We start from the raw sequence: 25,416 nt of genomic DNA, 5'->3' as shown, positions 1-25,416 counted from the left end.
TTAAGAGTGGGTGTCGGCGGGCCCGCCTTCAAGGACGAAGCGACGATCGCAGTAGCCGCATTCGACATAACCGTCGTCGTCGATGTGCAGGTAGACGCGCGGATGGCCGAGCGCGGGGTCGATCTCGCCGCCGCCGTCACAGGCGACGCGCAGGCTCTTGACCTTGATGGTCTCGGGCGGGGGAATGTCGGTCATGTCCCGCCCGTTAGCAGTGCAAAAGGCGTGCTTCAATCGCCGGATGACGCTGACGGGGGCACCTTGCGGAAGGTGAGGCTGCGGAATTGGAGCGCGGTGACGGTGCCTTTCTCGTCGCGCACGATGTCGAGCAGCTGGTTGTCCTGCGGCAGGTAAAGCTTGTCGCCCGCGATCGCGATGCCTCGCTCCGTGCTTCCGTCGTCATCGAGCAGAACGAATTCGTCGCCGCTGATGCCCAGCACATAGTCCGTGTCCTCGATCCGGTAGGTGCCGGCGACCTCCGCCAGGCCGTCGAAATCGAGGGACGCGCGCTCGAGCCTGCGCGGCTCGAAGCCGCCCCAACCCATCTCCTTGGCGGCAGTCAGCAGGGCCGACACGAAGATCGACGAGCCGCGGTCGCCGTTGGTCAGCACGACGATCCCGTCGCCCGTTTCGGGAAACAGGAAGAAGACCGACTTGAACCCGGCATTGGAGCCGCTGTGGGTGAAATGGACATCCGCGCCCTCGCCGCCCGTCCCGATCCCGAGCCCGTATCCGTCCATCACCGGGGTCAGCATGGTGCGCGCCATCTCCGGCTCAAGCGGAAGACCTTCGTCCCCCTTCGACGCGCGTCCCAGCGCGATCGCGAAGCGGGCGATGTCGTCGGACGTGGTCCACAAGGACGCGGCGGCCTGTTCGGGGTAGCGATGGTAGAGACCGTCGAGGAGTTTCCCTTCGCCATCGTGAGCGTGGGCGATGGCAACGTCCTCGCCGAACGTGTCCGCCATCGCGAAGCTCGAGGCATCCATTCCCAGCGGCGCAAAGACGAGGCGCTCGGCGATCCGGTCGAGTTGTTCGCCGGCGCGGTCTTCGGCAGCTAGTTCGGCGATCGTGAAGCCGCCCCCCGAATAGCGGTTTTGTGCGCCCGGTTCGAGCACGACGCGCACCGCCTCGTTATTGGCGGGTGGCACGCCGTCGAGGATCTGGACGGTGGTCGGCAACGCGTCGGTTGCCCCGTATCCCGCGAACCCCCAGACCGATGTCCCTGCGGTATGGCTGAGGAGGCGCCGGAGCGTCACTGCCGCCTCGTCCTCGAGGTCGGGAAGGCGCCAGCTTTCCAACTGGCTGTTGATCGGGGCATCGAGGTCGAGCGTGCCCGCCTCGACCAGCGCGAGCATCGCCATCGTCGCCACCGGCTTGCTGATCGAGGCAGCCTGGAAGCGCGTGGTCGGCGTATTCCCGCGGCCGCTTTGGGCATCGGCCAGGCCATAGGCGCGCGTGGCGACGATCTTCCAGTCGTCGATCAACGTCACCTGCACGCCCGGCACGTGGTTGTGGGCCATCAGCGCCTCGATGCTGCGCGCTGGCGGTTCCTCTCCCACGACGATGGTCCCGGGGATCATCGCCTCGAACCACCCGTCGACGGGATGCGGCTGGTGCGCAGCGACCTGCGCTGCGAGGAGAAGGCTCAGGATCATGGATTGCCCCCGGTTGAAGTCTGGCGCGACCCTAACGCGCCCCGGGAGCGCTGACGAGAGCTAGCGATATTCGGCGTAGAGGTTGAAGGTGCCCTCGTAGACCCCGTCGGGCTGGTCGGCGGCGACCGAGATGATCCCGCCCACACCGACGAAGATGATACCGGTGGTGAGATCGGCGTAGCGCAGATTGGGCCCGTCCATGGTCATGGCATCGACCGTGATCGAATTGCCGTTGCCGTCGTCGAGCGTCGCCGGCGGGGTGAGGAGGAAAAGGACTTCCTGCCCGCGCGTCGCCGCCGTCGCGAAGCGCGCGCGAAAACCGACATCGCTCGGCAGCGGCGTCACGCCGCCCGTGGTCGAGCGCGCACTGCCGTTGGCGGGGATGATGACCGTCCCGGGCGTCGAACCCGCGACGATGGTACCGAAATCGAGATCGTCGATCTTGGTCAGCTCGAGCGGAACGAGGATCAGCGCATGGCCGCGCCCGTCCGCGCTTGTTGCCTGGGCGGCAGCAGGCGTTGCGCAAAAGAGCGCCGCCGCAGCCAATGCCGCCTTGCAAGTGTCGGTCCTGTCCACTGGTCCGCCCCACGAAGTTAATTTCGGCGAAATGATTAACATCGCAGAAGTCACCACCGCCCTCATGCGCGTGGTGTCGGGGTTGTTAACCTAGTTTGGTGCGGAAATGGATGCGTCAGGGGTACTGGATCTCGACGTTGAAAGTACCCTCGTAAAGCCCCTCGACCTGGCCGTCCTCGACATGGAGCGTGCCGCCGACCTTGAAGTCGAAACTTTCAAGCGCGGCGAGGGTCTTCTTGTCGTTCCCCTCGACGGTGAAGTCGCTGATACGCATCTGCTCGGTACCGCCCTGACGGGTCATCAGCACATCCTTCTTGGGCACGCGGATGATGACCACCGTCTTCTTGACCGCCGCACCGCCGAATTTGGCGGCATGCGCGTCGCTCCCCACCGAGAGCGGGCCGGTTGCAGCGATCGCCGCGACCCCGTCTTCGTTGGGATCGATGGTGATCGTGCCCGCGCCGGCCCCGGTGACGGTGACCGTCCCGAAGTCGAGATCGTCGAGCTTGGTGACCGACAGCGGCTTGATCAGCTGGACGTGGGCGCGCCCGTCCGGGTTGCTCGCCGCCTGCGCATGCGCGGACGACGACAGCAGGGCTGCGCCGAGCGCTACGAGCGCGGCAAGGAGAAAGCGGTGGGCCACCCCTCTCCCATAAGAGGGTTAATGCGAAATCCACCTTCACGATTAAGGTAAATCGGGCGTTTACCATCGCACTTTGCCCTCGAGGAAAAGCGCGGCTATGCGAATTTCCATGGAAACCGAGCCCGCCATCCGCATCGAATCGCTCTCCAAGACTTATGCGGGAGGCAAGCAGGCGCTCGACAATGTCAGCTTCGACGTGCCGCGCGGGCAGATCTTCGGGCTGCTCGGCCCCAACGGCGCGGGCAAGTCGACGCTGATCAACATCCTCGCCGGGCTGGTCGTGAAGACGGCGGGCCGCGCCACCGTGTGGGGCTTCGACATCGACAGGAATCCGCGCAACGCCAAGCGTTCGATCGGGATCGTGCCGCAGGAAATCCTGTTCGACCCCTTCTTCACGCCGAAGGAAGCGCTCGAAATCCAGGCCGGGCTGTACGGTATCCCGAAGGAGAAGAGGCAGACCGACGCGCTGCTCGAAGCGATGCGGCTGACGGACAAGGCTGACGCCTATGCGCGCACGCTCTCGGGCGGCATGAAGCGCCGCCTCCTGGTCGCCAAGGCGATGGTCCACTCGCCGCCCATCCTCGTCCTCGACGAGCCGACCGCAGGCGTCGACATCGATCTGCGTCAGCAGCTGTGGGACTATGTCCGCAAGCTCCACGCGCAGGGCGTCACCGTCGTGCTCACCACCCACTATCTCGAGGAAGCCGAGGAGCTTTGCGATCGCATCGCGATCATCAACCACGGCCGCCTCATCGCCAACGAGCCGACGCGCGACCTGATCGCAAAAGCGCAGGACAAGGAAGTGGTCGTCACGCTCGACCGCGACGTCGCGAACCTGCCGGAGAACCGCTGCTTCGAGCGGGTCGAACAGGTCGGCGCGCAGGAGATCGCGATCACCTACTCGAAGGACCGCGTGAACGCCGGCGAGGTGCTCCGCGCGCTTGCCGAGGGCGGCTACGGGATCATCGACGTGAGGACGCGCGAACCCGACCTCGAGGACGTGTTTCTCTCGCTCACCCGCGCGGACGCCGCCGCATGAGCGCGCGCCGCTTCGACGTCATCGTCATCGGGTCGGGCGCTGCCGGGCTGACCGCGGCGCTCAACCTCGCGCAGCAGTTCAAGGTCGCCGTCCTCGCCAAGGGCAAGCTCGGCGGCGGGGCGACCGAGTGGGCGCAGGGCGGCATCGCCGCGGTGCTCGAAGAGGAAGACAGTTTCGAAGCCCATGTGCGCGACACGATGATCGCGGGCGCCGGGCTCAACGACCGCGAGGTTGTCGAATATGTCGTCTCCAAGGCTCCCGCGGCGATCGCGCGGCTGGCCGAGCTTGGCGTGCCCTTCAACCTCGACGAGGACGGCGACTGGCACCTCACCCGCGAGGGCGGGCACAGCCACCGCCGCATCGTCCACGTCAACGACGCGACCGGCTGGGCGGTGGCGCAAGCGCTCGAGAATGCCGCCGAGGCGCACCCCAACATCACGCTGGTGCCCGACATGGTCGCGATCGACCTCGTCACCGGGCGCCATACTAAGGAATTCTCGACCGAAGGCACGGTGCACGGCGTTTACGCCTACAATCGCAGTTCGGGCGAGGTCGACACATTGCTCGCCAAGGCGACCGTGCTGGCGACCGGCGGGGCCGGGCGCGCCTACCTCTTCTCGACCGCGCCGCGCGGGGCGACCGGCGACGGGATCGCGATGGCGTGGCGCGCGGGGTGCCGAGTGTCGAACATGGAGTTCATGCAGTTCCACCCGACCTGCCTCTACAATCTCGAGGTCAAGAATTTCCTCATCACCGAGGCGGTGCGCGGCGAAGGCGGCATCCTGCGCCATCCCGAGACCGGGCACCGCTTTATGCCCGACTATGACGAGCGCGCCGAGCTCGCCCCGCGCGACATCGTGGCGCGCGCGATCGATGCCGAGATCAAGCGCGACGGGCTCGACTATGTCCACCTCGACATCGCCCACAAGGGCGAGGAATTCGTGAAGCATCACTTCCCGACGATCTACGAGAAATTGATCGGGCTGGGCATCGACATCACCGCCGAACCGATCCCGGTCGTGCCCGCGCAGCATTACACGTGCGGCGGCGTACTGGTGGACATTCACGGCGCGACCGACGCGCCCGGCCTCTACGCCGCGGGCGAAGTCACCCAGTCGGGCCTCCACGGCGCCAACCGCCTCGCCTCCAACTCATTGCTCGAATGTTTCGTGTTCGGCGACGCGGCGGCCGAACATATCCGCGCCAACTGGGACGGCTTTGCCGACATTCCGGACGTGCGGCCGTGGGATGAAAGCCGCGTCACCGACAGCGACGAGGAAGTCGTCATCCAGCAGGTGTGGGGCGAGATCCGCCGCTTCATGTGGAACTTCGTCGGCATCGTGCGCACCACCAAGCGACTGGAGCGCGCCCAGCGTCGGATCGACATGCTGCGCCAGGAAGTGGCCGACTATTACGGTGCGTTCCGCGTCACCCCCGACCTCATCGAACTGAGAAACCTGCTCGAGGTTGCCGACCTCATCGTCCGCTCCGCACTCCACCGCCACGAGAGCCGCGGGCTGCACTTCATCCTCGACTATCCCGAGACCGAAAAGGACGCGGTCGACACGGTTCTCGCACCCTAGCCGGACGAAAACGCGGCGCCTTTTCCGTACTGGGGGTGACGAAAAAGACGCCGCGCGTTCCCCGCTCGGGGAATTGGGGTCAGGCGATGGCGGCGATGATCGCGGCGGCGAGGCCCCAGCACAGGATCAGGATCGGCAGGGTCAGCACCTGCGCACTGGCCGCGCCCGCACTGCACTTGCCGGTCTCGGTCATGATGCCGAAGCGCGACAGTTCGTCGAGCCGCAGCGCGTGCTTCGCCTTGGCCGGGTTCATCCGCACCCACGCCATCGGCACCGCGAACGCGGCCACGATGAAACCCGCGAAGACGACGTACGGAATGACGAGGTCGGGGCTGGAGAAGGCACTCGCCATCACGCCGATATAGGCAAGGAACAGGCCGAAATAGCCCGCGAGCAAGGCGGTCGGCAGCTCGAAGCTGCGGTCGATTTCCTGGCGGATGTGGGGCGCGAGCACGACTTCCTCGCGCAGCGCGGCCTCGGTCTGGGTCAGCGGACGGGACATTCACTCTCTCCTCGAATCTCGGGTCGAGACGAGGAGTGGCAGAGGGTCGCAATGCCCGCTTTGACGCGGGTCAAATGCTAGTGAACGTCCTCGACCGGCTGGCCTTCGTGCGGCGGGAAATGGCCGCGCACCAGGTCGAGCTTGCGCAGCACCCACGGCATGGTGATGCCTTGGACGAACAGCGAGAAGGCGACGACGAGGAAGGTCGCCGAGATGATCGCCTCGCGCTCTGGCACGCTTTCGGGGATGAGCAGCGCCAATGCGAGGCTGAGCGCGCCGCGAAGCCCACCCCAGAACAACACGTGCTTGTAGCGGAAGGGGATGGCGAGCTTCGTCCTGATGAAGGCGAAGGTGACCGGATAGACTGCCACCGCGCGCCCGCCGAGCGAGAGCAGGGTCGCGATCACCGCGACGGGGATGGCGGCGAGCAGGCTGGGCGAGGCCTCGCCATCCCCGATCAGGATGAATACGAAGCTGTTGGCCACGAACGCGGCATAGTCCCAGAAACTGAGCACCGCGCCGCGGCCCTCGTCGCTGATCGACCCGAGCCAGCCGTAATTGCCGACGAGGATGCCGGCCGCGACGGTCGCGAGCACGCCCGACATGTGGAAATGCTCGGCCGCGAGGAAGCTGCCGTAGGCGGCTAGCATGGTCAGCGAGATCTCGACCAATTTGTCCTCGGTGCGGCCCGCGATGACCAACAGCACGCCCGCCACGAGGAGGCCGACGAGCACGCCGCCGCCCGCGATGCGCAGGAGGTCGAGCCCGACTTCGGCCGGCCCCAGTCCCGCACCCGCCGCGACCCCGACGAGCAGCGCGAACAACAGGGCCGCGACCCCGTCGTTGAGCAGGCTCTCGCTCTCGACGAGGAGGTGGAGGCGGTGGTCGACCTTGTTCTCCTTGAAGGTCGCGATGACGCTGACCGGATCGGTCGCGGCGATTAGCACGCCGAAGAAGGCGGCGCCGAGCCAGCCCCAGCCGACGAGGTAATGCATCCCCACCGCGACCAGCGCCGCCGCCAGCCCGACGCCGACCGTCACCAGGGTCAGCAGCAGCGGCAACTCGCGCCGGAAATTCTTCCACGGGATCTGGATCGCCGCCTCGAACACGAGCGGGGGCAGCAGCAGCTGGAACACGATCGCGGGAGTCAGCTGGAGGTCGATCCCGACCGGGGTGAGCGCGAGGATGAAACCCGCGATGACCAGCCCGACGCTGTAGGGCATGTTGATGCGCCGCGTCCCGATCGCGACCAGCATCGCGACGAACAGGACAAGGCCGAGCGTGGTGAAATCGAGCGGGGCTTCATGCATGGCCGCCTTGTGGCGTGCGCGCCGCGCGCGATCAAGGCGTCAAGCCGCTGGAATCGCCGTCCCATCCTGCTAAGGCAGGTGCCCTGATGGCGAACCACCTCTATCTCGTCGACGGCTCGAGCTACATTTTTCGCGCCTATCACCAGCTTCCGCCGCTGACCAACCGGCACGGCACGCCTGCCGGCGCGGTCTATGGTTATACCGCAATGCTGTGGAAGCTCGCCGACAAGCTCAACAAGGAGGAGGGGCCGACCCACCTCGCGGTGATCTTCGACGCGTCGGGCAAGACCCACCGCGACGAATTGTTCGATCAGTACAAGGCCAACCGCCCGCCCGCGCCCGAGGACCTCGTCCCGCAATTCCCGCTGACGCGCGAGGCCACCCGCGCCTTCTCTCTGCCGTGCATCGAGGAAGAGGGGCTCGAGGCCGACGACATCATCGCCTGCTATGCGCGCGCGGCCGCCGACGAAGGCTGGAAGGTCACCATCGTCAGTTCCGACAAGGATTTGATGCAGCTGATCGAGACGCGCGATAACGGCGCCGAGATCGACATGCTCGACACGTTGAAGGACAAGCGCATCAAGCGCGAGGACGTGATCGAGAAGTTCGGCGTCGGCCCGGAGAAGGTCGGCGATCTCCTCGCGATGATGGGCGACAAGGTCGACAACGTACCGGGCGTTCCCGGTGTCGGCCCCAAGACCGCCGCGCAGCTGCTCGACCAGTATGGCGACCTCGAGACGATCCTCAATTCGCTCGACGAGATCACCAAGCCCGCCTTGAAGCGCAACCTCACCGAACATGCCGACGCCGCGCGCCTGTCGCGCGAATTGGTCGAGCTGGTGTGCGACGCCCCGCTGCCGCAGCCGCTCGACAGCCTGAAGCTCGACGGCATCCCGGCCGAACCGCTGCGCGCATTCCTCGAGGACCAGGGGTTCAAGGCGCTGCTGACGCGTATGGGCGGAGGCTCGAAAAGCGCGGAAGAACGCGAAAAGTCGGGTGACGCCAAGACGTCAGCACCGATGCTTGACCCCGGCCCCGCCGAACCGCCCGAACCCGACGAGATCGAGCTCGACCGCTCGCAATACGAGACGGTGACCGACATGGACGCGCTCGACCGCTGGATCGCCGAGGCGCGTCACCAGGGCTACATCGCGGTCGATACTGAGACCGACTGCCTCGATTGCGTCGAAGCGCGACTGGTCGGCGTCAGCCTCGCCACCGCCGACAACAAGGCCTGCTACGTCCCGCTCGACCATGTCGGCAGCGATCTCCTCGCCGAGCGGCCCGAACAGCTCGACAAGGAGGCGGCGCTGGCGCGGCTCAAGCCGATGCTCGAAGACGATGCGATCCTCAAGATCGGGCATAATTTCAAATACGACCTCGTCCTGTTCGCCAAGCACGACATCCGCGTCGCGCCCTATGACGACACGCTGGTGATGAGCTTCGACCTCGACGCGGGCCGCGGGCTTGGCGGGCACGGCATGGACGAACTTGCCAGGAGCCGGCTGGGCCACGAATGCATTCCGTTCAAGCAGGTGTGCGGGACGGGCAAGAAGCAGATCACCTTCGACGAGGTCGCGCTGGGTCCGGCGACCGAATATGCCGCCGAGGATGCCGACATCACGCTGCGCCTGTGGAAACGGATGAAGCCGCGCTTGGCCAAAGAGCGGGTGACGCGCGTCTACGAGATGGTCGACCGGCCGATGGTCGAGGTGCTGGCGCGCATGGAGGAGCGCGGGATCAAGGTCGACCGCGACTATCTCGCGCGTCTTTCCAAGGACTTCGCCGAGGACATCGCCGCGCTCGAGAAGAAGATCTACGCGGCGGCGGGCGAGGAGTTCACCATCGGCTCGCCCCAGCAACTGGGCGTGATCCTGTTCGACAAGCTGGGTGCCAAGGGCGGGCGCAAGGGCAAGACCGGCAACTATTCGACCGACGTCACCGAGCTCGAGCGGCTCGCGGGCGAGGGGATGGAGGTCGCGCGCCTCGTCCTCGACTGGCGCCAGCTGGCCAAGCTCAAGTCGACCTATACCGATGCGCTGCAGGACCAGATCAATTCGAAGACCGGGCGCGTCCACACCAGCTACAGCCTCGCGGGCGCGCAGACCGGGCGCCTGTCCTCGACCGACCCCAACCTCCAGAACATCCCGATCCGCACGCCCATCGGCGCCAAGATCCGCGACGCCTTCGTCGCCGAGCCCGGTCATGTGCTGATGAGCGCGGACTATAGCCAGATCGAGTTGCGCCTTGCCGCGCACATGGCCGACGTGCCGCAGCTCAAGGACGCCTTCGCCAAGGGCGAGGACATCCACAACCGCACCGCGACCGAACTGTTCGGCGAGGTGACCAAGGAGACACGCGGAAAGGCCAAGACGGTCAACTTCGCGATCCTCTACGGCATCTCCGCCTTCGGGCTCGCGGGCCGTCTCGAAATCGAACGCAGCGAGGCGCAGGACATCATTGACCGCTATTTCGCGAGCTTCCCGGGCATCAAGAACTATATCTCGGAAACGCTCATCAAGGTGCGCGAGACCGGCTACACGACCACCCTGTTCGGGCGGAAGACGCATTTCCCGAACATCCGTTCGAAGATGCAGAACGTGCGCGCCGGCGCCGAGCGCGCCGCGATCAACGCGCCGATCCAAGGCACCAGCGCCGATCTCATCAAGCGCGCGATGGCGCGGATGGACGCGGCGCTCCACGATGCCGGGCTCGATGACGTCAGGATGCTGCTCCAGGTCCACGACGAACTGCTGTTCGAAGTGCGCGAGGGCAAGGAAGAGGCCGCCGCCAAGGTCGTGCGCGACGTGATGGAAGGCGCGGCCGGGCCGCTGCTCGACCTCGACGTGCCGCTCGACGTCGAAGTGGGCTGGGGCGCCAACTGGGGCGCGGCGCACTGATGGCGACGCCTCCCGCAGCCGATCCCGCCGATAAGGGCCCGGGCGACCTCGCGGCGCTGGCCCGTGGCGGGCGGATCAACTTCTTCGGGTTCGTGCTGCGCCTGATCGCGCGCATCCCGTTCCTCCTCATCGCGGGCCAGTTCTACGGGCCGGAAGCGCTCGGGCGTTTCGCCTACGCGCTGATCGTGGTCGAATTCGCCTCGCAGCTCGGCACGTTCGGATTGAAGCGAGGGCTCGCCAAACAACTGTCGCAGTCGGGCGAGCGCAGTCACACGCACGTGTGCTATGACGCGCTGATCGTCGCCGCGGTCGGATCGGGGATCATGATGGCGATCCTCATCGCCTTCCCGCAGGCGATGTTCCCCAACTCCGAGGTGCGCGGGCTCGAACGCCTGCTGCCCTTCACCGTGCTGGCGCTGGCGTGGACCGAGATCATGCTCGCCGCGCTGGCCTACCGGCACAATATCGGCGCGGCTGTCCGAGCGCGCGCGATCGTCGAGCCGTGGGTCATCTCGTTGGTCGCGGCGGCCTGGATCTTCGTCAGCCTCGATGACGGGCTGATCGTCGCCTACGTCGCCTCGATGATGGCGGCGGTGATCGCAGCAGCGATCCCCTTTCTGCGCGAATACGGCCTACCGCACGGCTGGAGCCCGCATCCGGTGAAATTGTGGGAGATGGCGCGCGCCAACTATCCGCTCGCGGTCGCCGACACGGTCGAATGGGGCACGCGCCGCGTCGACATCGCGGTGCTCGGCCTGTTCTTCGCGCCCACCGTGGTCGGCATCTATTACGTCGCCCAGCAGGTCGCGTCGCTCGTCTCCAAGCTCAAGACCAGCTTCGACCCGATCCTCGGGCCGGTCATCTCCAAGAACGTCGCCGAGGGCAATTACGAGGCGGTCGCGAGCCAGGTGCGTCAAGTCGGCTTCTGGATCATCGCCGCACAAGCGGCCGTCGCGCTCGCGCTCGGTATCCCCGCGATGGCGGTGATGAACCTGATGGGCCCCGAATTCGGGGTCGGCTACCTGATCCTCGGCATCCTGTTGGGCGCAGAGGTCATCGCCGCGACCGCAGCCGTCAGCGAAGCGGCCCTCATTTACCTCGCGCGCCACCGCAACATGCTGCTCAGCCTCACGCTGATCGGGGTCGAGGCGGCGCTGGGCGCGGCGGCCATCCTCGTGCTGCGCAGCTTCGAGCTGCCGACCATGGTGCAAGCGATGGGCCCCGCGATCGGCCTCGCCCTCGCGCTCGCCTTCGGCGCGACCGCCAAGGCGATGTTGCTCTCGCGCATCGTCGGCGAGCCGGTCTCGGGCTGGCGCTGGTCGCTCCTGTGGGCGGCGGGCGCGGCGCTCGTAGTCGGCTTCTTCGCCGTCATGCTGCCCGACTGGGGCCAGCTAGTGATCGGCGGCCCGCTGATCATGGTCGCGTTCGGCATCGTCATCTGGAAGCGCGGCTTCGGTCCCGAGGACCGCGAGCTGTTCAAGATGCGCAAGCGCAAGGTCGTGGCCGACCCACCCGCCTAGTGGCGGAAGTGCCGCATTCCGGTGAAGACCATCGCGAGGCCTGCCTTGTCGGCCGCCGCGATCACTTCCTCGTCGCGGATCGACCCACCCGGCTGGATGATCGCGGTCGCTCCCGCTTCGGCCGCGGCCAGTAACCCGTCGGCGAACGGGAAGAAGGCGTCGGACGCGACCGCGCTGCCGACCGTGCGCGGCTGGTCCCAGCCATAGGTCTCGGCCGCCTCGGCAGCTTTCATCGCGGCGATACGGCTCGAATCGCGGCGGTTCATCTGGCCCGCGCCGATGCCCGCGGTGGCGCCGTCCCTGGCGTAAACGATCGCGTTCGACTTGACGTGGCGCGCCACGGTCCAGGCGAACAGGCAGTCCTTCAGTTCCTGCTCGGTCGGCGCGCGCTTGGTGACGACCTGCAGCTCCTCGGGCGATACGGCGAGATTGTCGCGCGTCTGGACGAGGAGGCCGCCCGCGATGACGACCTGGCTGATGCCCGGGCGGCGCGGATCGGGCAGGCCGTCGGTGATCAAGAGGCGCAGGTTCTTCTTCTTCGCGAACGCGGCGCGCGCTTCCTCGTCGGCGCCCGGCGCCACCACGACCTCGGTAAAGATCTCGCAGATCGCCTCGGCCGTCGGCCCGTCGAGCGGCACGTTGGTGGCGACGATCCCGCCGAACGCCGAGACGCTGTCGCACGCGAGCGCGGCCTTCCACGCCTCGACGAGGCTGCCGGCCTGCGCGACGCCGCACGGGTTGGCGTGCTTGACGATCACCACCGCCGGATCGCCGCCCGCGAACTCGGCAACGAGCTCGAGCGCGGCGTTGGCGTCATTGTAGTTGTTATAGCTCAGTTCCTTGCCCTGCAGCTGCTCGGCCTGCGGGAGGCCGGGTGCCATCACGCGTTGCGGCACGTAGAGCGCCGCCTTCTGGTGCGGGTTCTCGCCGTAGCGCAGGGTCGAGACGAGACTCGAGGCCATCGCGCGGCGCTGCGGGAAGAGTTCGCCCTGGTCGGCATAGGCGAACCACTGGCTGATCGCGGCGTCGTAGGCGGCGGTCAGAGCGAACGCCTTGGCCGCGAGCATCTTGCGGAATTCGAGCGTCAGCCCGCCATGCGCGTCGAGCTCGCCGATCACCGCGTCATAGTCGGCGGGGTCGGTCAGGATCGCGACGTCATGATGGTTCTTGGCCGCCGAGCGAACCATCGAGGGCCCGCCGATGTCGATATTCTCGATCACCGTGTCGCGGTCTGCCCCCTTCGCGACGGTCTCCTCGAACGGGTAGAGATTGACCACCACCATGTCGATCGGGCCGATCCCGTGCTCGTCCATCGCCCCGGCATGGTCGGGATTGTCGCGCACCGCGAGGATGCCGCCATGGACCTTGGGGTGGAGCGTCTTCACGCGCCCGTCCATCATCTCGGGAAAGCCGGTCAGCTCGCTGACATCCTTCACCGCGTGTCCCATCTCGCGCAGCGCCTTGGCGGTGCCGCCGGTCGAGACCAGTTCGGCGCCATGTTTCACCAGCGCGGCGGCGAGCGGTTCGAGCCCGGACTTGTCGGACAGCGAGACGAGGGCGCGGCGGATCGGCTTGTGCGGGGTCACGGGGGGTCTTTCTAGCTGGAGCGGCGGAATTGCCAGGCAATGTCGGAGCCGTGGCGCGAGACTTCGCCCACGACGACAAGTTGCTGCGACGCGCGCGCGTCGCCGCGGCCGTCGACATGGAGGCTCTCCTCGAGCGTCAGCATCGCGCCGCGGCAGCGGAAATTCCACGGCGGCGCGCCCTCGGAGCGCAGGATCGCGCCCATCCCGTCGGCGGTCGGCGTCGCTTCGATGCCGGGCGCGAGATGGAAGCGGATCGCGAAGGGGAGGTCGTCCTTGATCTTGCGGCGGCCCTTGGGGACCATGCGGTCCTCGCCGCGCAATTCCTTGCCGTCGTTGCCGAGCGACAGGCGGCGTGTGTGGAGCATACCGTAGCGCTTCTGGTAGCCGTCGTGCGTCGCCTCGATGCGGCTCGCGTCATTGTCCTCGATGCGGTCGATGGCGACGTCGGTCACTCCGCGCCCCAATTTACCGTCGGGCATGATCGCGGTCGAGTTGTGATCGTCGAGCACCAGCGTCGAATGCGCCGCGGTCGAGCGCAGCGCGGCGACCAGTTCCTCCGGCAAGCGCGAGGCGAACGGGCCGGGCCCGCCGCAATTGACGATCAGCCGCTGCTCGCCGTCCGACATCTCGAAGGCGAGGGTCGAGGCGCAGCCATGGTCCGCCATCGCCGCGAGCGGGGGCGGGGCGGCATCGAGCGAGACCACTGTGCCGAGCGCGGACAGGCGCTGGTAGCCCCAGCCGCGCGCCTGGCGCAGCGGACGCGCGCGCATCCCGCACCCTTCGACGATCGAGGCAATGTCGGCGACGTTGCCGGGATGGCCGCCCTGCCAGCTGGCGAGCCGCCCGTCGCCCATGGTGACGCCATGAAGCGCAGCGAGCGCGGCGGCGGCCGCGCTGTCGAAACTGTCGGGAATGGTCTGCTTGGCCGCGAAATAAGCGGCGCGCACCAGGCCCAGCCGATCGACCAGGAGAAGCTGTTCGGCGGGCGAGCGGCTCATCAGCCCGCCATCGTCGAACTGCGCCTGCGCCAGCGCGCGCATCAGCCCGGATTCGGCACGCGCGACGCGCGGCACCCCGCCCTCCATGGTCAGTGCGGCGACGGTCAGTCCGGCCCAGGCGGTGACGCGATCGAGCCCGGGACGCGCGCGGTCGGCATTGGCGTCGAGATGCCGCGCGCCGCGCGCGAGCGTGTTGAGCAGCGCCGAGCGATAGCCGCTGTCGCGAGAGGAGAGGATGTAGGGGGCATAAGCGGTCCAGAAAAGCAGCCGCTCGCCCCACAGCGGCGGGTCCCATGCCGCATCGGCCTTGGTCCCGTGCGCGACCAGCCAGCGCCCGGCGATCGCCTCGGCAAGCGGCGCACCCTGTTCGCGGCTGGCGGCAGCGCCCAGGTCGCGCAGCCAGGCGAATCCCTGCAGGTGGCGCGCGGGCGGCGTGTCGGTCCCGATCGCATGCCAGTCGAGATCGCCGAGGTCGAGCTGTGTGCCGCCATGGACGAGGATGCCGCGCTGGAGCGCTTCGCCCCGGCGCCGATTGCCCTCGACATGGTCGCGGGGGACGGCGGCGAGCCGGAGCGGCGCACGTCGGCCGCCGAGCAGGCGCCGGGCGATGCCGCCCTTCGCCAGCCGGCCGACAATGGCGCGCGCTTCGGCCCCCTGTTCGTCCATCAGGCCCCCTTGAGTGCGGCGATGTTGGACGCGTAGGCGTCAGGGCCCCCACGGAACACTGCGGTACCCGCAACGAGCGCCGTGGCGCCCGCATCGATGCAGCGCGGCGCGGTATCGGGATCGACCCCGCCATCGACCTCGATGATGACGTCAAGCCCGCGCTTTTCCACCTTTTCCGCGATTTTCTCGATCTTTTTCAGCTGCGAGGGGATGAACTTCTGCCCGCCGAAACCCGGGTTGACGCTCATCACGAGGACGAGGTCGGCCTCGTCGAGGAGATAGTCGAGCGCGCTCTCGCTGGTGCCCGGGTTGAGCACCACGCCCGCCTTCTTGCCCAGCTGGCGGATGCGCTGGAGCGTCCTGTGGCTATGGGCGCCCGCCTCGGGGTGGATGGTGATGATGTCGGCGCCCGCGTCCGCGAAGGCGTCGAGGAAGGGGTCGACCGGTTCGATCATCAGATGGACGTCGAACGGCTTTTGAGTGTGCGGGCGCAGCGCCTTCACCACGCCCGGGCCGATGGTGATGTTGGGGACATAGTGCCCGTCCATCACGTCGACATGGATCCAGTCGGCACCGGCATCGTCGATGGCGCGGATTTCCTCGCCCAGCTTGGCGAAGTCGGCGGACAGGATGGAAGGGGAAATGATCGGTTGGGCCATGGGTCCGATTAGACGGGATTAGGGGGCGCGGACAAGGTGCGCCGCGAAGAAACCGTCGAGCCCGCCCGCCTCGTCGAGCTGGCCGGGCAGGATGCGCCACCAGCCCTCGCGCGACGCCGCGATGCCAGGGAAGGGCGCGGGGTCCTGCACGAGGCTCCAGCCCTCGTGGCGATCGAGGAAGGCGCGCACCTGCTCCTCGCCCTCGGCGGGTTCGAGGCTGCAGGTGGCGTAGACAAGGTGGCCACCGGGCGCGACGAGCGCGGCAGAGGCGTCGAGCAGCCGCGCCTGCACCCCGGCCATCGCCTCGACAATGTTGGGGCGTGCGCGCTGGAGCACTTCGGGGTGACGTCGGAACGTCCCGCTCGCGCTGCACGGCGCGTCGAGCAGCACCGCGTCGAACGGGGCATCCGCGCGATAATCGGCAAGATCGGCAACGACGATGTCCGAAGAAAGCCCGGTTCGCGCCAAATTTTCGCGCAGTCGTTTAAGACGACTTTTCGACAGGTCGAGCGCAGTGACCTCGTGTCCGGCGGCGGCGAGCTGCATCGTCTTGCCCCCCGGCGCGGCGCAGGCATCGAGCACGCGGCGGGCCGATGAAGGCACCAGCCGGGCGGGAAGCGAGGCCGCAAGGTCCTGCACCCACCAGTTGCCCTCCTTGTAGCCCGGCAGCTTCTCGACCGCTCTGCTGTCGAGGCGGCGGTGACGAGGGGCGAGAATGACGCCATCGGAGAAAGCGGCCGCGGCGTCCTCGGCCTTGAAGGCGAGGTCGAGCGGGGGGCGATGGGCGAGCTGGCGCGTGGCTGCCGCGACAACTTCGGCGCCCCACGCTTCCTCCCAGCGCGACGCGATGTCGTCGGGGAGCCGCGCCTCGTCGGCAGAAGGCAAGTCCCGCTTGAACAGGGTTGAGAGCACGCCGTGCACCAGCCGGCGCGGGCCGCCGTCGACCAGCGGCAGCGCGGTCGCGATTGCCGCATGTTCGGGCGTGTCGAGCGCGATCCGCTGGGCAAGCGCCATCCTCAACACCATTCGCGCCTTGCTGTCGTCGGGAAGCGGCTGGCGGGTCGCGCCATCGATCAACGCGTCGAGCAGGGGCAATCGGCGCAGCACTTCGCCCGCGATCGCCTGCGCCAGTCCCGCATCCGACGGCTCGAGGTCGCGCGCATAGACATGGCCGGCATGATCAAGCGTCTCGTCGCGGCGCAGCACCGCATCGAGCATCTTGAGCGCAGCGCGCCGCGCGTCCGTTCCGACCGAATCCCGTCTTGGCATGGCGCCCCATAGCGAGCATTGGGGGCAGATGAAACGCCCTGACCACGTCAAGCCGCCCAAGCATCTCTCGCCCAGCCCGCCCGTGCCCGAGCCGGCAAAGGTGAAAGAAGCCGATGCGCCCGCGGGCGAAGAGGAGCGGCTCGACCCGACCCGCTATGGCGACTGGGAGAAAAAGGGGATCGCGATCGACTTCTAGGCGGTCTCGGGCCGCGGCGGACGGCTGAGCATTGCTTCGAACACGTTGTCGATCCCGGTCTCACCCTTGAGCAGCGACGTCACCGCCGCGACGATCGGCATGTCGATATTCTCGCGTTCGGCGAGGTCGTTGAGCACCGGCGCGGTGTGCGCGCCTTCGGCCACGGTGGTGCGATCCTTCATCAGCGCGGCAGGGTCCCTGCCCTCGCCGATGGCCTTGCCGAGCGCGAAGTTGCGGCTGGCGGTGGAGGAGCAGGTCAGAACCAGGTCGCCGAGACCCGACAGGCCCGCCAGCGTCTCCTCGCGCGCGCCGACTGCCGCCCCGAAGCGCTTCATCTCGGCAAAGCCGCGCGCAATGAGCGCGGCGCGCGCATTTTGGCCCAGCCCCTTCCCCTCGACGATGCCGCAAGCGATGGCGAGCACGTTCTTGATCGCCCCGCCGACCTCGGCACCCGCGACATCGTCGGTCGTGTAGACGCGAAAGCTCGGCAGGCTGATCCGTTCGCGCAATTCCTCGGCAAGGTCGAGATCCTCGCACGCCAGCGTCACCGCGGTCGGAAGCCCCGCCGCCACTTCGTGCGCGAAGGTCGGGCCCGACAGCACCGCAATCGGCGAGGTCGGGCAGACGTCGCGGGCGACATGGTGGAGCAACTTGCCCGACGACTGCTCGATGCCCTTCGAACACAGGATCAGCGGCATGTTCGGGCACGGCGATCGGCCGAGCACCGCGCGCATGTGCTGCGCGGGCGTGACCACCAGCCAGGCGTCGGCTCCGGACAGGTCGGAGAAATTGGCGGTCGCGCGGATGGTGGGGGAGAGCTTGAGGCCCTTCAGGTAGACCGGGTTTTCGTGGATGCGATTGACCGCGCTGACGACATCGTCCTCGAGCGCCCACAACATGACGTCATGTCCCTCGCCCGCGGCGACCTGCGCTAGGGCGGTGCCCCACGCACCCCCGCCGATGACCGCCAGTTTCTCGATCGTCATGCCTTTACTCCTGCACCACGCACCTTGTCGGCGTCCTCGTCGAGCGGCCAGCGCGCCCGCGCCGGCGTGTCGAGCGGATCGACCAGCCCGGCCGCGAACCGCTCTGCACCCGCCCAGCCGATCATCGCCGCATTGTCGGTGCACAGCCAGCCCGGCGGCACCGAGAAGGCGCGGCCATGCTCGCCCGCCAGTTGTTCCAGCGCACCGCGCACCGCCTGGTTGGCCGCAACGCCGCCCGCGACGACGAGGCTAGGCGCGTCGCTTTCTTCCAGCGCGACCCGCGTACGGTCGACGAAACAGTCGACCACGGCCTGCTGGAAGCTCGCGGCGATATCCGCGGGGCGATGCGCGCCCGAAGCGACCGCGCGCTGCACCGCACTCTTGAGGCCTGCAAAGGAGAAATGCGGCTCGCCCGACCCGACCATCGGGCGCGGCAGCGGTACGGCGTTGGCGTCACCCTCGCGCGCCAGCGCCTCGACCGCGGGACCGCCGGGATAGCCGAGGCCCAATTGCTTGGCCGCCTTGTCGAAGGCTTCGCCCGCCGCGTCGTCGATGGTCGTGGCGAGGCGACGATAGTCGCCCACGCCGCGCACTTCGAGCAGCTGGCAATGCCCGCCGCTGGCCAGCAACAGCAAGTAGGGAAAGTCGAGCTTCGGGTCGGCAAGGCGCGGCGAGAGGGCGTGGCCTTCGAGATGGTTCACGGCAACCAGCGGCTTGCCCGACGACAGCGCCAGCCCCTTGCCCGCGAGCAATCCGACCATCACGCCGCCCACCAGCCCCGGGCCCGCGGTCGCGGCGACGGCGTCGATGTCGCCCATCGCGACGTCCGCTTCGAGCAGCACTTGGCGAACGAGGTCGGGCAGGATCTCGACATGGGCGCGCGCAGCGATTTCGGGGACGACCCCGCCATAGGGGCGGTGGCGGTCGGCCTGGCCGACGACGGCCTGCGCGAGGATCTGCCGCTCGCTCGTGACCAGGGCGGCCGCGGTATCGTCGCAGGAGGATTCGAGTCCGAGGATGATCGTCATCACCGGCTCCCTTGCCCCAACGCGCGCAAAAGCGCCAGTCGCGGCGCCAAACCCCTTGCCCGCCGCGCTGCGAGGCCGCATGGGCTGGCGCGATGGAACGGCGTTTGAAACTCGGCACGCGCGGCTCGCCTCTGGCGCTGGTGCAGGCGCGGATGGTCGCCGCCGCACTCGAGGCCGCGCACGGCTGGGCCGACGGCACGGTCGAGATCGTCACGCTCAAGACCAGCGGCGATCGCATCCAGGACCGCCCGCTCGCCGAAATCGGCGGCAAGGCGCTGTGGACCAAGGAGCTCGATCGCGCGCTGCTGGCGGGCGAAACCGACCTGTCGGTCCACTCGATGAAGGACGTCGAAAGCGTGCGTCCCGACGGGCTCGGCATCGCAGCGATGCTCGAGCGCGCCGACACGCGCGACCGGCTGATCGGGGCGGACAGCGTCGCAGCACTGCCCGAGGGCGCGCGCATCGGCACGTCGAGCCCGCGCCGCGCCGCACAGCTCGGAAGCCTGCGCCCCGACCTTCTTGCCCAGACGCTGCGCGGCAATGTCGCGACACGCCTCGCCAAGGTCGAAGAGAAAGCGGTCGACGCGACGCTGCTGGCTGCGGCAGGGCTCGAACGGCTAGGCATGGACGTCGGCGCGCCGGTCCCGCACGACGTCATGCTGCCCGCTCCCGCCCAGGGCGCGATCGGCATCGACGCGCGAAGCGACGATGCCGAGCTGCGCGACTGGCTGGCCGCGATCGATCATCGCGACACGCACAACGCGGTGCTGGCCGAACGCGCGTTCGTGCTGGCGCTGGGCGGCGATTGCCACAGCCCCGTTGCCGCGCTCGCGACGGTCGAGGGCGACGAGATCGTCATGCGTGCCGAGCTCTATGCCGCGGACGGCAGCGAGAAAGTCTCGGACGAGGCACGCTTCGCGCGCGATGACCGCGAGACCCCCGCCGCCATGGCGCGCACCATGCTGGACCGCGCGCCGCAAAGCATCCGGACGCTGTTCTCCACATGAAGCCGCTCGTCATCCTGCGGCCCGAACCCGGTGCCAGCCTGAGCCTCGCCCGCGCCGAGAAGATGGGTTTCGACGAGATCGCGCGCATTCCTCTGTTCAAGGTGCAGCCGGTCGACTGGTCGCCGCCCGACCCCGACCGGTTCGACGCGCTGCTGCTGACCAGTGCCAATGCGCCGCGCCACGCGGGCGAGGGGATGGAAGCATACAAGAGACTTCCGGCGCACGCCGTCGGTGACGCCACGGCCGCCGCCGCGCGCACGGCCGGACTGATGGTCGACCGCATCGGCGACGAGGGTGTCGACGCGCTACTTTCCGAGTTGCCGGGCGATCTGCGGCTGCTCCATCTGTGCGGCCAGCACCGCCGCCAGCCGCGCGAGGCACGACAGACGATCGTGCCGGTGCCCGTCTACGCCAGCGTAGCGCGCGACCGTCCGGAGCATCTCGACCGCCTTCCCGGCAGCGTCGCCTGCGTCCACAGCGCGCGCGCGGGCCAGCATCTCGCCGCCCTCGTGGACCGCGCAGGTTTCGACCGCTCGACCATCGCCATCGCCGCGATCAGCGAGGAGGCGGCACGAGGCTGCGGCGAGGGCTGGGCCGAGGTCGCATCCTCGCGCAGCCCCGAGGATGCGAGCCTGCTGGCGCTCGCCAAGCGTCTGTGCGAGGATCGCGCCGCGAGGGCGTGAAGGGCGACACGATGACGATGCAGGCAAGAATGCTGTGGGGACTGGCGCTGGTGGTCGTCGGCGCCGCCGCCGCCATCTGGACTCTCGCCCGCTGGCAGGGCGCCGCGGAATTCCTCGGCGTGCGCGAGGAGGCACCGGTCGCAGCCATTGCAGGCGACGGCCCGGCGATGAGCCCGGCGAGCACGCCCGCACTGCAGTCGCTCGTCCCCAATGCCGTGACCGACAACAATGCCGCCGTCGCTGCCGCCGCCGAGAACGCGCAGGCGGCGATCGACGAGATCGACACGCTCGAGGAGCGGGTAAAGCGGCTCGAAGCGCAAATCCGCCGCGCGGAAGGCTCGGCGGGACGCGCGGACGCGCTGCTCGTCGCCTTCGCGGCGCGGCGCGCGGTCGAACGCGGCGTCGCGCTCGGCTATCTCGAGCATCTTCTCGTCGACCGCTTCGGCGCCAATTACGAACCCGAGGTGGCGCAGGTCATCACCTCGGCGCGCGATCCAGTCCGGCTCGACGACCTGATCGCGCGCTACGAGCGGCTGGGCCCGACCCTGCGCACCGGCAGCGAGGACGTGGGGGCCTGGCAACGCGTCAAGCGCGAGCTGTCGAGCCTTGTCGCCATCTACCCCGCCGGGCAGCCCAACCCCAAGCCGCGGGCACGCTACGACCGCGCTCTGGTCGAATTGCGCCTCGGCGACGTCAGCGCCGCGCTCGCCGAGACGATGCGCATGCCCGGTGCCGATTCGGCGGGGGAGTGGATCGAGGACGCCCGCCGCTACGTCACGACGCGCCGCGCGCTCGACCGGCTCGAGAGTGCCGCGCTGCTGTCCCGAGAGGAAAATGCGACCAACGGCTGAATTGCCCCCTTTCATCGCAATCAGCACTCGTTCATCAACCAATTGTTAACGAAGCAACGCTTTGTTTTCGGGGGATTAAGGACAAACAGGCTTCATGACGTCACGGGTCGCGTTTATTCCGCTTTTTCTGGGGTTGTTCGGCATAGCCGAACCGGCCCCCCTTCCTGTCGCCGCACAGGGCCTCTCGCCGACACCGGCTGCACAGCCCTATGTCGCGCCGCGGCCCGAGATCGAGGCGCTCAACGCGCAACTGCTCGAGCGGGTGCGCAGCTTCAACGGAACTTCGGGGATCGCCATCAAGTCGATCGACGAGGGTTGGGAGGCCGGCTGGCGCGAGGATCGCCTGTTCCCGCAGCAGTCGGTCAGCAAACTGTGGGTGACTTTGACCGCGCTCGACAAGGCCGACAAGGGCGAGATCGACCTTTCCAAGCGGGTTACGATCGGGCGTGACGACCTGACCCTGTGGTCGAGCGGAACCGCCGCGCGCGTTCTCAAGAGCGGCTGGACGACCAGCCTCGACAATCTCATGCACGAGGCGATCACCAAGTCCGACAACCACGCCAACGACAAGCTGATGTGGTCGGTCGGCGGGCCAGACGCGGTCCGCGCGATGATCGCCGAGAAGGGTCTTGGCGCGATCCGCTTCTACAATGGCGAACGCGCGCTGCAGTCCAAGATCGCTGGCCTGACGTGGCAGCAGAGCTATTCGGTCGGCAACAATTTCTCTCGCGCGCGGGCCAGCGTTCCCGACGCGACCCGGCGGCAGGCGTTCGAGGCCTACGTCTCGGACCCCTATGACGGCGCTGCGCCGATCGCCATCGCGCGCGCGCTCGCCCGGCTCGAGAATGGCGAGCTTCTATCGCCCGCCTCGACCGCCAAGCTGTTGACGACGATGGGCATGACCTCGACCGGCAAGCTGCGCGTGCGCGCGGGCCTCAAACCCGGATGGACGTGGAACCACAAGACCGGGACCGGCCAGAATTATCGCGGCCGTGTCGGCGGTCTCAACGATATCGGCATCCTCACCGCCCCCGACGGCAAGAGCTATGCGGTCGCGGTCATGACCGTGCCCTCGACCACCGACGGCAGCGCGCAGGAGCTGATGCGCGACGTCGCCAAGATGGTGATCGACTATCACGAGCGCTACGGCTCCGATGGTTTCCAGCTCTGAGGTCAGGGACAGGCTGCGCGCCGCCCATGGCGTCCAGGCGCTGCCGTCGAGCCGGCTCGACCTGTTCCAGGTCCCGGGCTTTCTCGATGCCGACCGCTGCGCAGCGATCACGAAGCTGATCGACGCCGACCGGCAGCCTTCGACCCTTGCCAACGATTCCGGCGAATACGGCTTTCGCACCTCGGAGACCTGCCATCTCGACGACGCGGTCGAGGTCGTCGACCATGTCGAGACGAAGCTGTCCGACCTGCTCGGCATGCCGCGCGAGTTGGGCGAGCAGATCCAGGGACAACGCTACGCGCCGGGACAGGAATTCAAGCCGCACACCGACACGTTCACGCCCGGCACGCCCGATTTCTACAGGCATTGCGCAGCGCAGGGGCAGCGCACGTGGACCGCGATGCTGTTCCTCAACGAACCCGAGGCAGGCGGCGCGACGCGCTTCAAGACGATCGGCAAGATCGTCCAGCCCGAGACGGGCAAGCTCCTCGTGTGGAACAACCTGCTCGACGACGGCCGCCCCAACGAGGCGACGCTCCACCAGGGGATGAAGGTACGCAAGGGCACCAAGTACGTCATCACCAAGTGGTATCGCGAACACCCTGCCCCCTAGGCCGCCTTCCCGTTTGCGGCGCAAGCCGCTAGTCGGGACGCCATGGACCGCTTCTTCTTCGACGCGCTGAGCCGCGCCGCGCGCGATGCCATCGAAGGCGCGGCGCGCGAGCCCGAGAACAAGGCTGTTAGCGGTTACGACCCCGTCACTGCCGCGGACCGCGCCGCCGAGCGCGCGATGCGCGTTCTGATCGAGGGGCGTTTCCCCGACCACGGCATCTGGGGCGAGGAATATGGCTGGACGCGCGAGGGCGCGCGCTACCACTGGAGCCTCGACCCGATCGACGGAACGCGCGCCTTCGTCTGCGGCCTGCCGAGCTGGGCGGTGCTGGTCGGCCTGCTCGACGAAAATGCCCATGTCGCCGGCATGATCGACCTTCCCGCGCTCGACGAGCGGCTGGTCGCGGTCGATGGAACGACCCACCATCTCACCCGCCATCGTGACGAGGCCGTGCGCACAAGCGGCTGCGACAAGCTCGACGATGCCCGTCTCGCCACCACCGATCCCGGCCTTTTCTCCGACGAGGAGCGCGCCGGTTTCGAAGTGCTCTCGGGCACCGCGCGGCTGACCCGATACGGGCTCGACGCGATGGCCTATGCGCGCATTGCCACCGGCGGGATTGACCTCGTCGCAGAAACCGGCCTTCACCCGCACGACCGCGATGCGCTGGTGGCCGTGGTGCGCGGCGCGGGCGGGCATGTTGGCAACTGGAAGGGCGGCGACGACCTGTCGGGCGGCGACGTCGTGGCGGCGGCGTCGCCCGCGCTTTACATCCAGGCGATCGAGCGGTTGCGCTAGGCGGCTTCGCCCGCCGCCACCCCCGAGGCCCAGGCCCACTGGAAATTATACCCGCCGAGCCAGCCGGTCACGTCGACCGCCTCGCCGATGCAATAAAGGCCCGGCACCTGCTTCGCTTCCATCGTGCGCGAGGAGAGTTCGGCGGTCGAGATGCCCCCGACGGTCACCTCGGCCTTGGCGAACCCCTCGCTGCCATTGGGTTCGAAGCGCCACGCGGCAAGGCGGGCCTCGGCCTCCTCGAGCGCGCGGTCGGACTGCGCCTGGAGCGGACCCGCCAGCCCGAGCTGGTCGGCCAGCGCCTCGGCAAGGCGTTCGGGCAGCTTCTCCGACAGCAGGCGGGAGAGCGTGCGGTTGGGCGCCCCGCGCTTGGCCCCGACCAGCCAGCCGGTCGGTGAGTCGGGGAGGAAGTCGACACTGATCCCTTCCTTGTTGCCGCGCCAATAGCTCGACACCTGGAGGATGGCGGGGCCCGACAGGCCGCGATGGGTGAACAAAGCCGCTTCGCGAAAGGCGGGCCCGCGCTCGGCGATGGCGACGACCTCGGCCGAGACGCCCGACAGGTCGCGAAACAGCGCTTCGCTCCCCGGCAGGGTCAGCGGAACCAGCGCAGGGCGCGGCTCGACGATCTTGAGGCCGTGCGCGCGGGCGAAGTCGTAGGCGAAGCCGCTCGCGCCGAGCTTGGGGATGGAGGGGCCGCCCGTCGCGAGGACGAGCGAAGCGGCCCGGTAGGTCTTGTCGCCGAGCGCGACGTTCCAAGCCTCGCCGACGCGCGAGACGTCGGGTTCCTCGCCGAAGGCGTACTCAACGCCCGCATCGCTGCATTCGGCCATCAGCATCGCGACGATCTGCTTCGCCGAGCCGTCGCAGAACAATTGGCCGAGCGTCTTCTCGTGCCACGCGATGCCGTGCTTCTCGACCAAGGCGAGGAAATCGGCCGGCGTGTAACGCGCCAGCGCGGACTTGGCGAAATGCGGGTTGGCCGAGAGATAGCGCTCGGGCGCGACATCGAGGTTGGTGAAGTTGCAGCGCCCGCCGCCCGAGATGAGGATCTTGCGCCCCGGCTCGCCATTGTGATCGACCAGCAGCACGCGCCGCCCGCGTCGACCTGCGACCATCGCCGCCATCAGGCCGGCGGCCCCTGCGCCGAGGATGATCACGTCGTGGCTCATGGCTGCGCGCC

24 protein-coding genes are annotated in these 25,416 nt (G+C 68.2%); 11 read left to right on the top strand and 13 right to left on the bottom strand.

Going from position 1 to position 25,416, the window contains the following annotated elements; genetic code table 11:
- The 4 genes from NNY25_RS01710 to NNY25_RS01695 form a co-directional block, all read right to left on the bottom strand.
- Nucleotides 1-195 (bottom strand): zinc-finger domain-containing protein, encoded by a 195-nt coding sequence (locus NNY25_RS01710; RefSeq protein WP_265569626.1) that lies wholly within the window; start codon nucleotides 193-195, stop codon nucleotides 1-3.
- A gap of 32 nt (nucleotides 196-227) precedes the next feature.
- A complete protein-coding gene (locus NNY25_RS01705) occupies nucleotides 228-1,652 on the bottom strand; it encodes a serine hydrolase domain-containing protein (RefSeq protein WP_265569625.1) in 1,425 nt (474 codons plus the stop codon).
- Nucleotides 1,653-1,712: 60 nt separating this feature from the next.
- Nucleotides 1,713-2,228, bottom strand: a complete 516-nt coding sequence (locus NNY25_RS01700) for a DUF4402 domain-containing protein (RefSeq protein WP_265569624.1) — start codon at nucleotides 2,226-2,228, stop codon at nucleotides 1,713-1,715.
- A gap of 115 nt (nucleotides 2,229-2,343) precedes the next feature.
- The gene (locus tag NNY25_RS01695) at nucleotides 2,344-2,871 is read right to left on the bottom strand and encodes a DUF4402 domain-containing protein (RefSeq protein WP_265569623.1); all 528 of its coding nucleotides are present in this window, start codon (nucleotides 2,869-2,871) and stop codon (nucleotides 2,344-2,346) included.
- Nucleotides 2,872-2,980: 109 nt separating this feature from the next.
- Here NNY25_RS01695 and NNY25_RS01690 point away from each other — a divergent pair, with 109 nt between their 5' ends.
- Both NNY25_RS01690 and nadB read left to right on the top strand, forming a co-directional pair.
- Entirely contained in the window at nucleotides 2,981-3,910 is a 930-nt protein-coding gene (locus NNY25_RS01690; RefSeq protein WP_265569622.1) for an ABC transporter ATP-binding protein, read from the top strand.
- Nucleotides 3,907-5,493: an L-aspartate oxidase gene (gene nadB, locus NNY25_RS01685; RefSeq protein ID WP_265569620.1), complete on the top strand. Its 1,587-nt coding sequence runs from the start codon at nucleotides 3,907-3,909 to the stop codon at nucleotides 5,491-5,493. Before NNY25_RS01690 ends, nadB begins: the two co-directional genes overlap by 4 nt.
- Nucleotides 5,494-5,572: 79 nt before the next feature.
- On the opposite strand, the gene NNY25_RS01680 is transcribed toward nadB, so the two are convergent.
- Both NNY25_RS01680 and NNY25_RS01675 read right to left on the bottom strand, forming a co-directional pair.
- On the bottom strand, nucleotides 5,573-5,995 hold the full coding sequence (locus NNY25_RS01680) for a hypothetical protein (RefSeq protein ID WP_265569619.1): 423 nt from the start codon (nucleotides 5,993-5,995) through the stop codon (nucleotides 5,573-5,575).
- A 77-nt stretch (nucleotides 5,996-6,072) separates the two neighbouring features.
- Entirely contained in the window at nucleotides 6,073-7,305 is a 1,233-nt protein-coding gene (locus NNY25_RS01675) for a cation:proton antiporter (RefSeq protein ID WP_265569618.1), read from the bottom strand.
- Between the two features lie 83 nt (nucleotides 7,306-7,388).
- Between NNY25_RS01675 and polA the strand changes: the two genes are divergently transcribed.
- The gene (gene polA / locus NNY25_RS01670) at nucleotides 7,389-10,205 is read left to right on the top strand and encodes a DNA polymerase I (protein WP_265571431.1); all 2,817 of its coding nucleotides are present in this window, start codon (nucleotides 7,389-7,391) and stop codon (nucleotides 10,203-10,205) included.
- Nucleotides 10,205-11,725: a lipopolysaccharide biosynthesis protein gene (locus tag NNY25_RS01665; protein ID WP_265569617.1), complete on the top strand. Its 1,521-nt coding sequence runs from the start codon at nucleotides 10,205-10,207 to the stop codon at nucleotides 11,723-11,725. The genes polA and NNY25_RS01665 overlap by 1 nt, the downstream gene beginning before the upstream one ends.
- On the opposite strand, the gene purH is transcribed toward NNY25_RS01665, so the two are convergent.
- Genes purH through NNY25_RS01645 form a run of 4 tightly spaced genes read right to left on the bottom strand, consistent with a single transcriptional unit; the run spans nucleotide 11,722 to nucleotide 16,903 of the window.
- Nucleotides 11,722-13,311 carry a bifunctional phosphoribosylaminoimidazolecarboxamide formyltransferase/IMP cyclohydrolase gene (purH, locus tag NNY25_RS01660; RefSeq protein WP_265569616.1) on the bottom strand — a complete coding sequence of 530 codons (1,590 nt, stop codon included), beginning with the start codon at nucleotides 13,309-13,311 and terminating at the stop codon, nucleotides 11,722-11,724. The genes NNY25_RS01665 and purH overlap by 4 nt on opposite strands.
- A gap of 11 nt (nucleotides 13,312-13,322) precedes the next feature.
- Nucleotides 13,323-14,975, bottom strand: coding sequence for a heparinase II/III family protein (locus NNY25_RS01655; RefSeq protein WP_265569615.1), 1,653 nt, complete (start codon nucleotides 14,973-14,975; stop codon nucleotides 13,323-13,325).
- The gene (gene rpe, locus NNY25_RS01650; protein ID WP_265569614.1) at nucleotides 14,975-15,634 is read right to left on the bottom strand and encodes a ribulose-phosphate 3-epimerase; all 660 of its coding nucleotides are present in this window, start codon (nucleotides 15,632-15,634) and stop codon (nucleotides 14,975-14,977) included. The genes NNY25_RS01655 and rpe overlap by 1 nt, the downstream gene beginning before the upstream one ends.
- Before the next feature lie 18 nt (nucleotides 15,635-15,652).
- Complete coding sequence (locus tag NNY25_RS01645) at nucleotides 15,653-16,903, bottom strand: RsmB/NOP family class I SAM-dependent RNA methyltransferase (RefSeq protein ID WP_265569613.1); 1,251 nt, start codon at nucleotides 16,901-16,903, stop codon at nucleotides 15,653-15,655.
- A gap of 28 nt (nucleotides 16,904-16,931) precedes the next feature.
- Between NNY25_RS01645 and NNY25_RS01640 the strand changes: the two genes are divergently transcribed.
- A complete protein-coding gene (locus tag NNY25_RS01640) occupies nucleotides 16,932-17,099 on the top strand; it encodes a DUF1674 domain-containing protein (RefSeq protein ID WP_265569612.1) in 168 nt (55 codons plus the stop codon).
- Here NNY25_RS01640 and NNY25_RS01635 read toward each other — a convergent pair.
- Entirely contained in the window at nucleotides 17,096-18,085 is a 990-nt protein-coding gene (locus tag NNY25_RS01635) for an NAD(P)H-dependent glycerol-3-phosphate dehydrogenase (protein WP_265569611.1), read from the bottom strand. The two genes, NNY25_RS01640 and NNY25_RS01635, sit on opposite strands and share 4 nt — an antisense overlap.
- The gene (gene tsaD, locus NNY25_RS01630) at nucleotides 18,082-19,113 is read right to left on the bottom strand and encodes a tRNA (adenosine(37)-N6)-threonylcarbamoyltransferase complex transferase subunit TsaD (RefSeq protein WP_265569610.1); all 1,032 of its coding nucleotides are present in this window, start codon (nucleotides 19,111-19,113) and stop codon (nucleotides 18,082-18,084) included. The genes NNY25_RS01635 and tsaD overlap by 4 nt, the downstream gene beginning before the upstream one ends.
- 92 nt (nucleotides 19,114-19,205) lie before the next feature.
- Here tsaD and hemC point away from each other — a divergent pair, with 92 nt between their 5' ends.
- From hemC to NNY25_RS01600, 6 genes are all read left to right on the top strand, one after another.
- Nucleotides 19,206-20,120 carry a hydroxymethylbilane synthase gene (gene hemC, locus NNY25_RS01625; RefSeq protein ID WP_265569609.1) on the top strand — a complete coding sequence of 305 codons (915 nt, stop codon included), beginning with the start codon at nucleotides 19,206-19,208 and terminating at the stop codon, nucleotides 20,118-20,120.
- A complete protein-coding gene (locus tag NNY25_RS01620) occupies nucleotides 20,117-20,803 on the top strand; it encodes a uroporphyrinogen-III synthase (protein WP_265569608.1) in 687 nt (228 codons plus the stop codon). Before hemC ends, NNY25_RS01620 begins: the two co-directional genes overlap by 4 nt.
- Nucleotides 20,800-21,654 (top strand): hypothetical protein, encoded by an 855-nt coding sequence (locus tag NNY25_RS01615; RefSeq protein ID WP_265569607.1) that lies wholly within the window; start codon nucleotides 20,800-20,802, stop codon nucleotides 21,652-21,654. Before NNY25_RS01620 ends, NNY25_RS01615 begins: the two co-directional genes overlap by 4 nt.
- A gap of 94 nt (nucleotides 21,655-21,748) precedes the next feature.
- Complete coding sequence (locus NNY25_RS01610; protein WP_265569606.1) at nucleotides 21,749-22,825, top strand: serine hydrolase; 1,077 nt, start codon at nucleotides 21,749-21,751, stop codon at nucleotides 22,823-22,825.
- Nucleotides 22,809-23,438, top strand: a complete 630-nt coding sequence (locus NNY25_RS01605) for a prolyl hydroxylase family protein (protein ID WP_265569605.1) — start codon at nucleotides 22,809-22,811, stop codon at nucleotides 23,436-23,438. Before NNY25_RS01610 ends, NNY25_RS01605 begins: the two co-directional genes overlap by 17 nt.
- Before the next feature lie 42 nt (nucleotides 23,439-23,480).
- Entirely contained in the window at nucleotides 23,481-24,236 is a 756-nt protein-coding gene (locus NNY25_RS01600) for an inositol monophosphatase family protein (protein ID WP_265569604.1), read from the top strand.
- On the opposite strand, the gene NNY25_RS01595 is transcribed toward NNY25_RS01600, so the two are convergent.
- Nucleotides 24,233-25,405 (bottom strand): BaiN/RdsA family NAD(P)/FAD-dependent oxidoreductase, encoded by a 1,173-nt coding sequence (locus NNY25_RS01595; RefSeq protein ID WP_265569603.1) that lies wholly within the window; start codon nucleotides 25,403-25,405, stop codon nucleotides 24,233-24,235. The two genes, NNY25_RS01600 and NNY25_RS01595, sit on opposite strands and share 4 nt — an antisense overlap.
- Nucleotides 25,406-25,416: the final 11 nt, after the last annotated feature.

This window comes from Sphingomicrobium nitratireducens (genome assembly GCF_026157035.1).
Taxonomy (GTDB): Bacteria; Pseudomonadota; Alphaproteobacteria; order Sphingomonadales; family Sphingomonadaceae; genus Sphingomicrobium; species Sphingomicrobium nitratireducens.
This window is presented reverse-complemented; position numbering and strand designations above follow the sequence as displayed.

Bases quoted from the DNA above. Each gene is read 5' to 3' on its own strand.
- NNY25_RS01710 (WP_265569626.1), bottom strand. From the start codon at position 195: ATGACCGACATTCCCCCGCCCGAGACCATCAAGGTCAAGAGCCTGCGC.
- NNY25_RS01705 (WP_265569625.1), bottom strand. From the start codon at position 1,652: ATGATCCTGAGCCTTCTCCTCGCAGCGCAGGTCGCTGCGCACCAGCCG.
- NNY25_RS01690 (WP_265569622.1), top strand. From the start codon at position 2,981: ATGGAAACCGAGCCCGCCATCCGCATCGAATCGCTCTCCAAGACTTAT.
- nadB (WP_265569620.1), top strand. From the start codon at position 3,907: ATGAGCGCGCGCCGCTTCGACGTCATCGTCATCGGGTCGGGCGCTGCC.
- NNY25_RS01680 (WP_265569619.1), bottom strand. From the start codon at position 5,995: ATGTCCCGTCCGCTGACCCAGACCGAGGCCGCGCTGCGCGAGGAAGTC.
- NNY25_RS01675 (WP_265569618.1), bottom strand. From the start codon at position 7,305: ATGCATGAAGCCCCGCTCGATTTCACCACGCTCGGCCTTGTCCTGTTC.
- NNY25_RS01665 (WP_265569617.1), top strand. From the start codon at position 10,205: ATGGCGACGCCTCCCGCAGCCGATCCCGCCGATAAGGGCCCGGGCGAC.
- NNY25_RS01655 (WP_265569615.1), bottom strand. From the start codon at position 14,975: ATGGACGAACAGGGGGCCGAAGCGCGCGCCATTGTCGGCCGGCTGGCG.
- rpe (WP_265569614.1), bottom strand. From the start codon at position 15,634: ATGGCCCAACCGATCATTTCCCCTTCCATCCTGTCCGCCGACTTCGCC.
- NNY25_RS01645 (WP_265569613.1), bottom strand. From the start codon at position 16,903: ATGCCAAGACGGGATTCGGTCGGAACGGACGCGCGGCGCGCTGCGCTC.
- NNY25_RS01640 (WP_265569612.1), top strand. From the start codon at position 16,932: ATGAAACGCCCTGACCACGTCAAGCCGCCCAAGCATCTCTCGCCCAGC.
- NNY25_RS01635 (WP_265569611.1), bottom strand. From the start codon at position 18,085: ATGACGATCGAGAAACTGGCGGTCATCGGCGGGGGTGCGTGGGGCACC.
- tsaD (WP_265569610.1), bottom strand. From the start codon at position 19,113: ATGACGATCATCCTCGGACTCGAATCCTCCTGCGACGATACCGCGGCC.
- hemC (WP_265569609.1), top strand. From the start codon at position 19,206: ATGGAACGGCGTTTGAAACTCGGCACGCGCGGCTCGCCTCTGGCGCTG.
- NNY25_RS01620 (WP_265569608.1), top strand. From the start codon at position 20,117: ATGAAGCCGCTCGTCATCCTGCGGCCCGAACCCGGTGCCAGCCTGAGC.
- NNY25_RS01610 (WP_265569606.1), top strand. From the start codon at position 21,749: ATGACGTCACGGGTCGCGTTTATTCCGCTTTTTCTGGGGTTGTTCGGC.
- NNY25_RS01605 (WP_265569605.1), top strand. From the start codon at position 22,809: ATGGTTTCCAGCTCTGAGGTCAGGGACAGGCTGCGCGCCGCCCATGGC.
- NNY25_RS01600 (WP_265569604.1), top strand. From the start codon at position 23,481: ATGGACCGCTTCTTCTTCGACGCGCTGAGCCGCGCCGCGCGCGATGCC.
- NNY25_RS01595 (WP_265569603.1), bottom strand. From the start codon at position 25,405: ATGAGCCACGACGTGATCATCCTCGGCGCAGGGGCCGCCGGCCTGATG.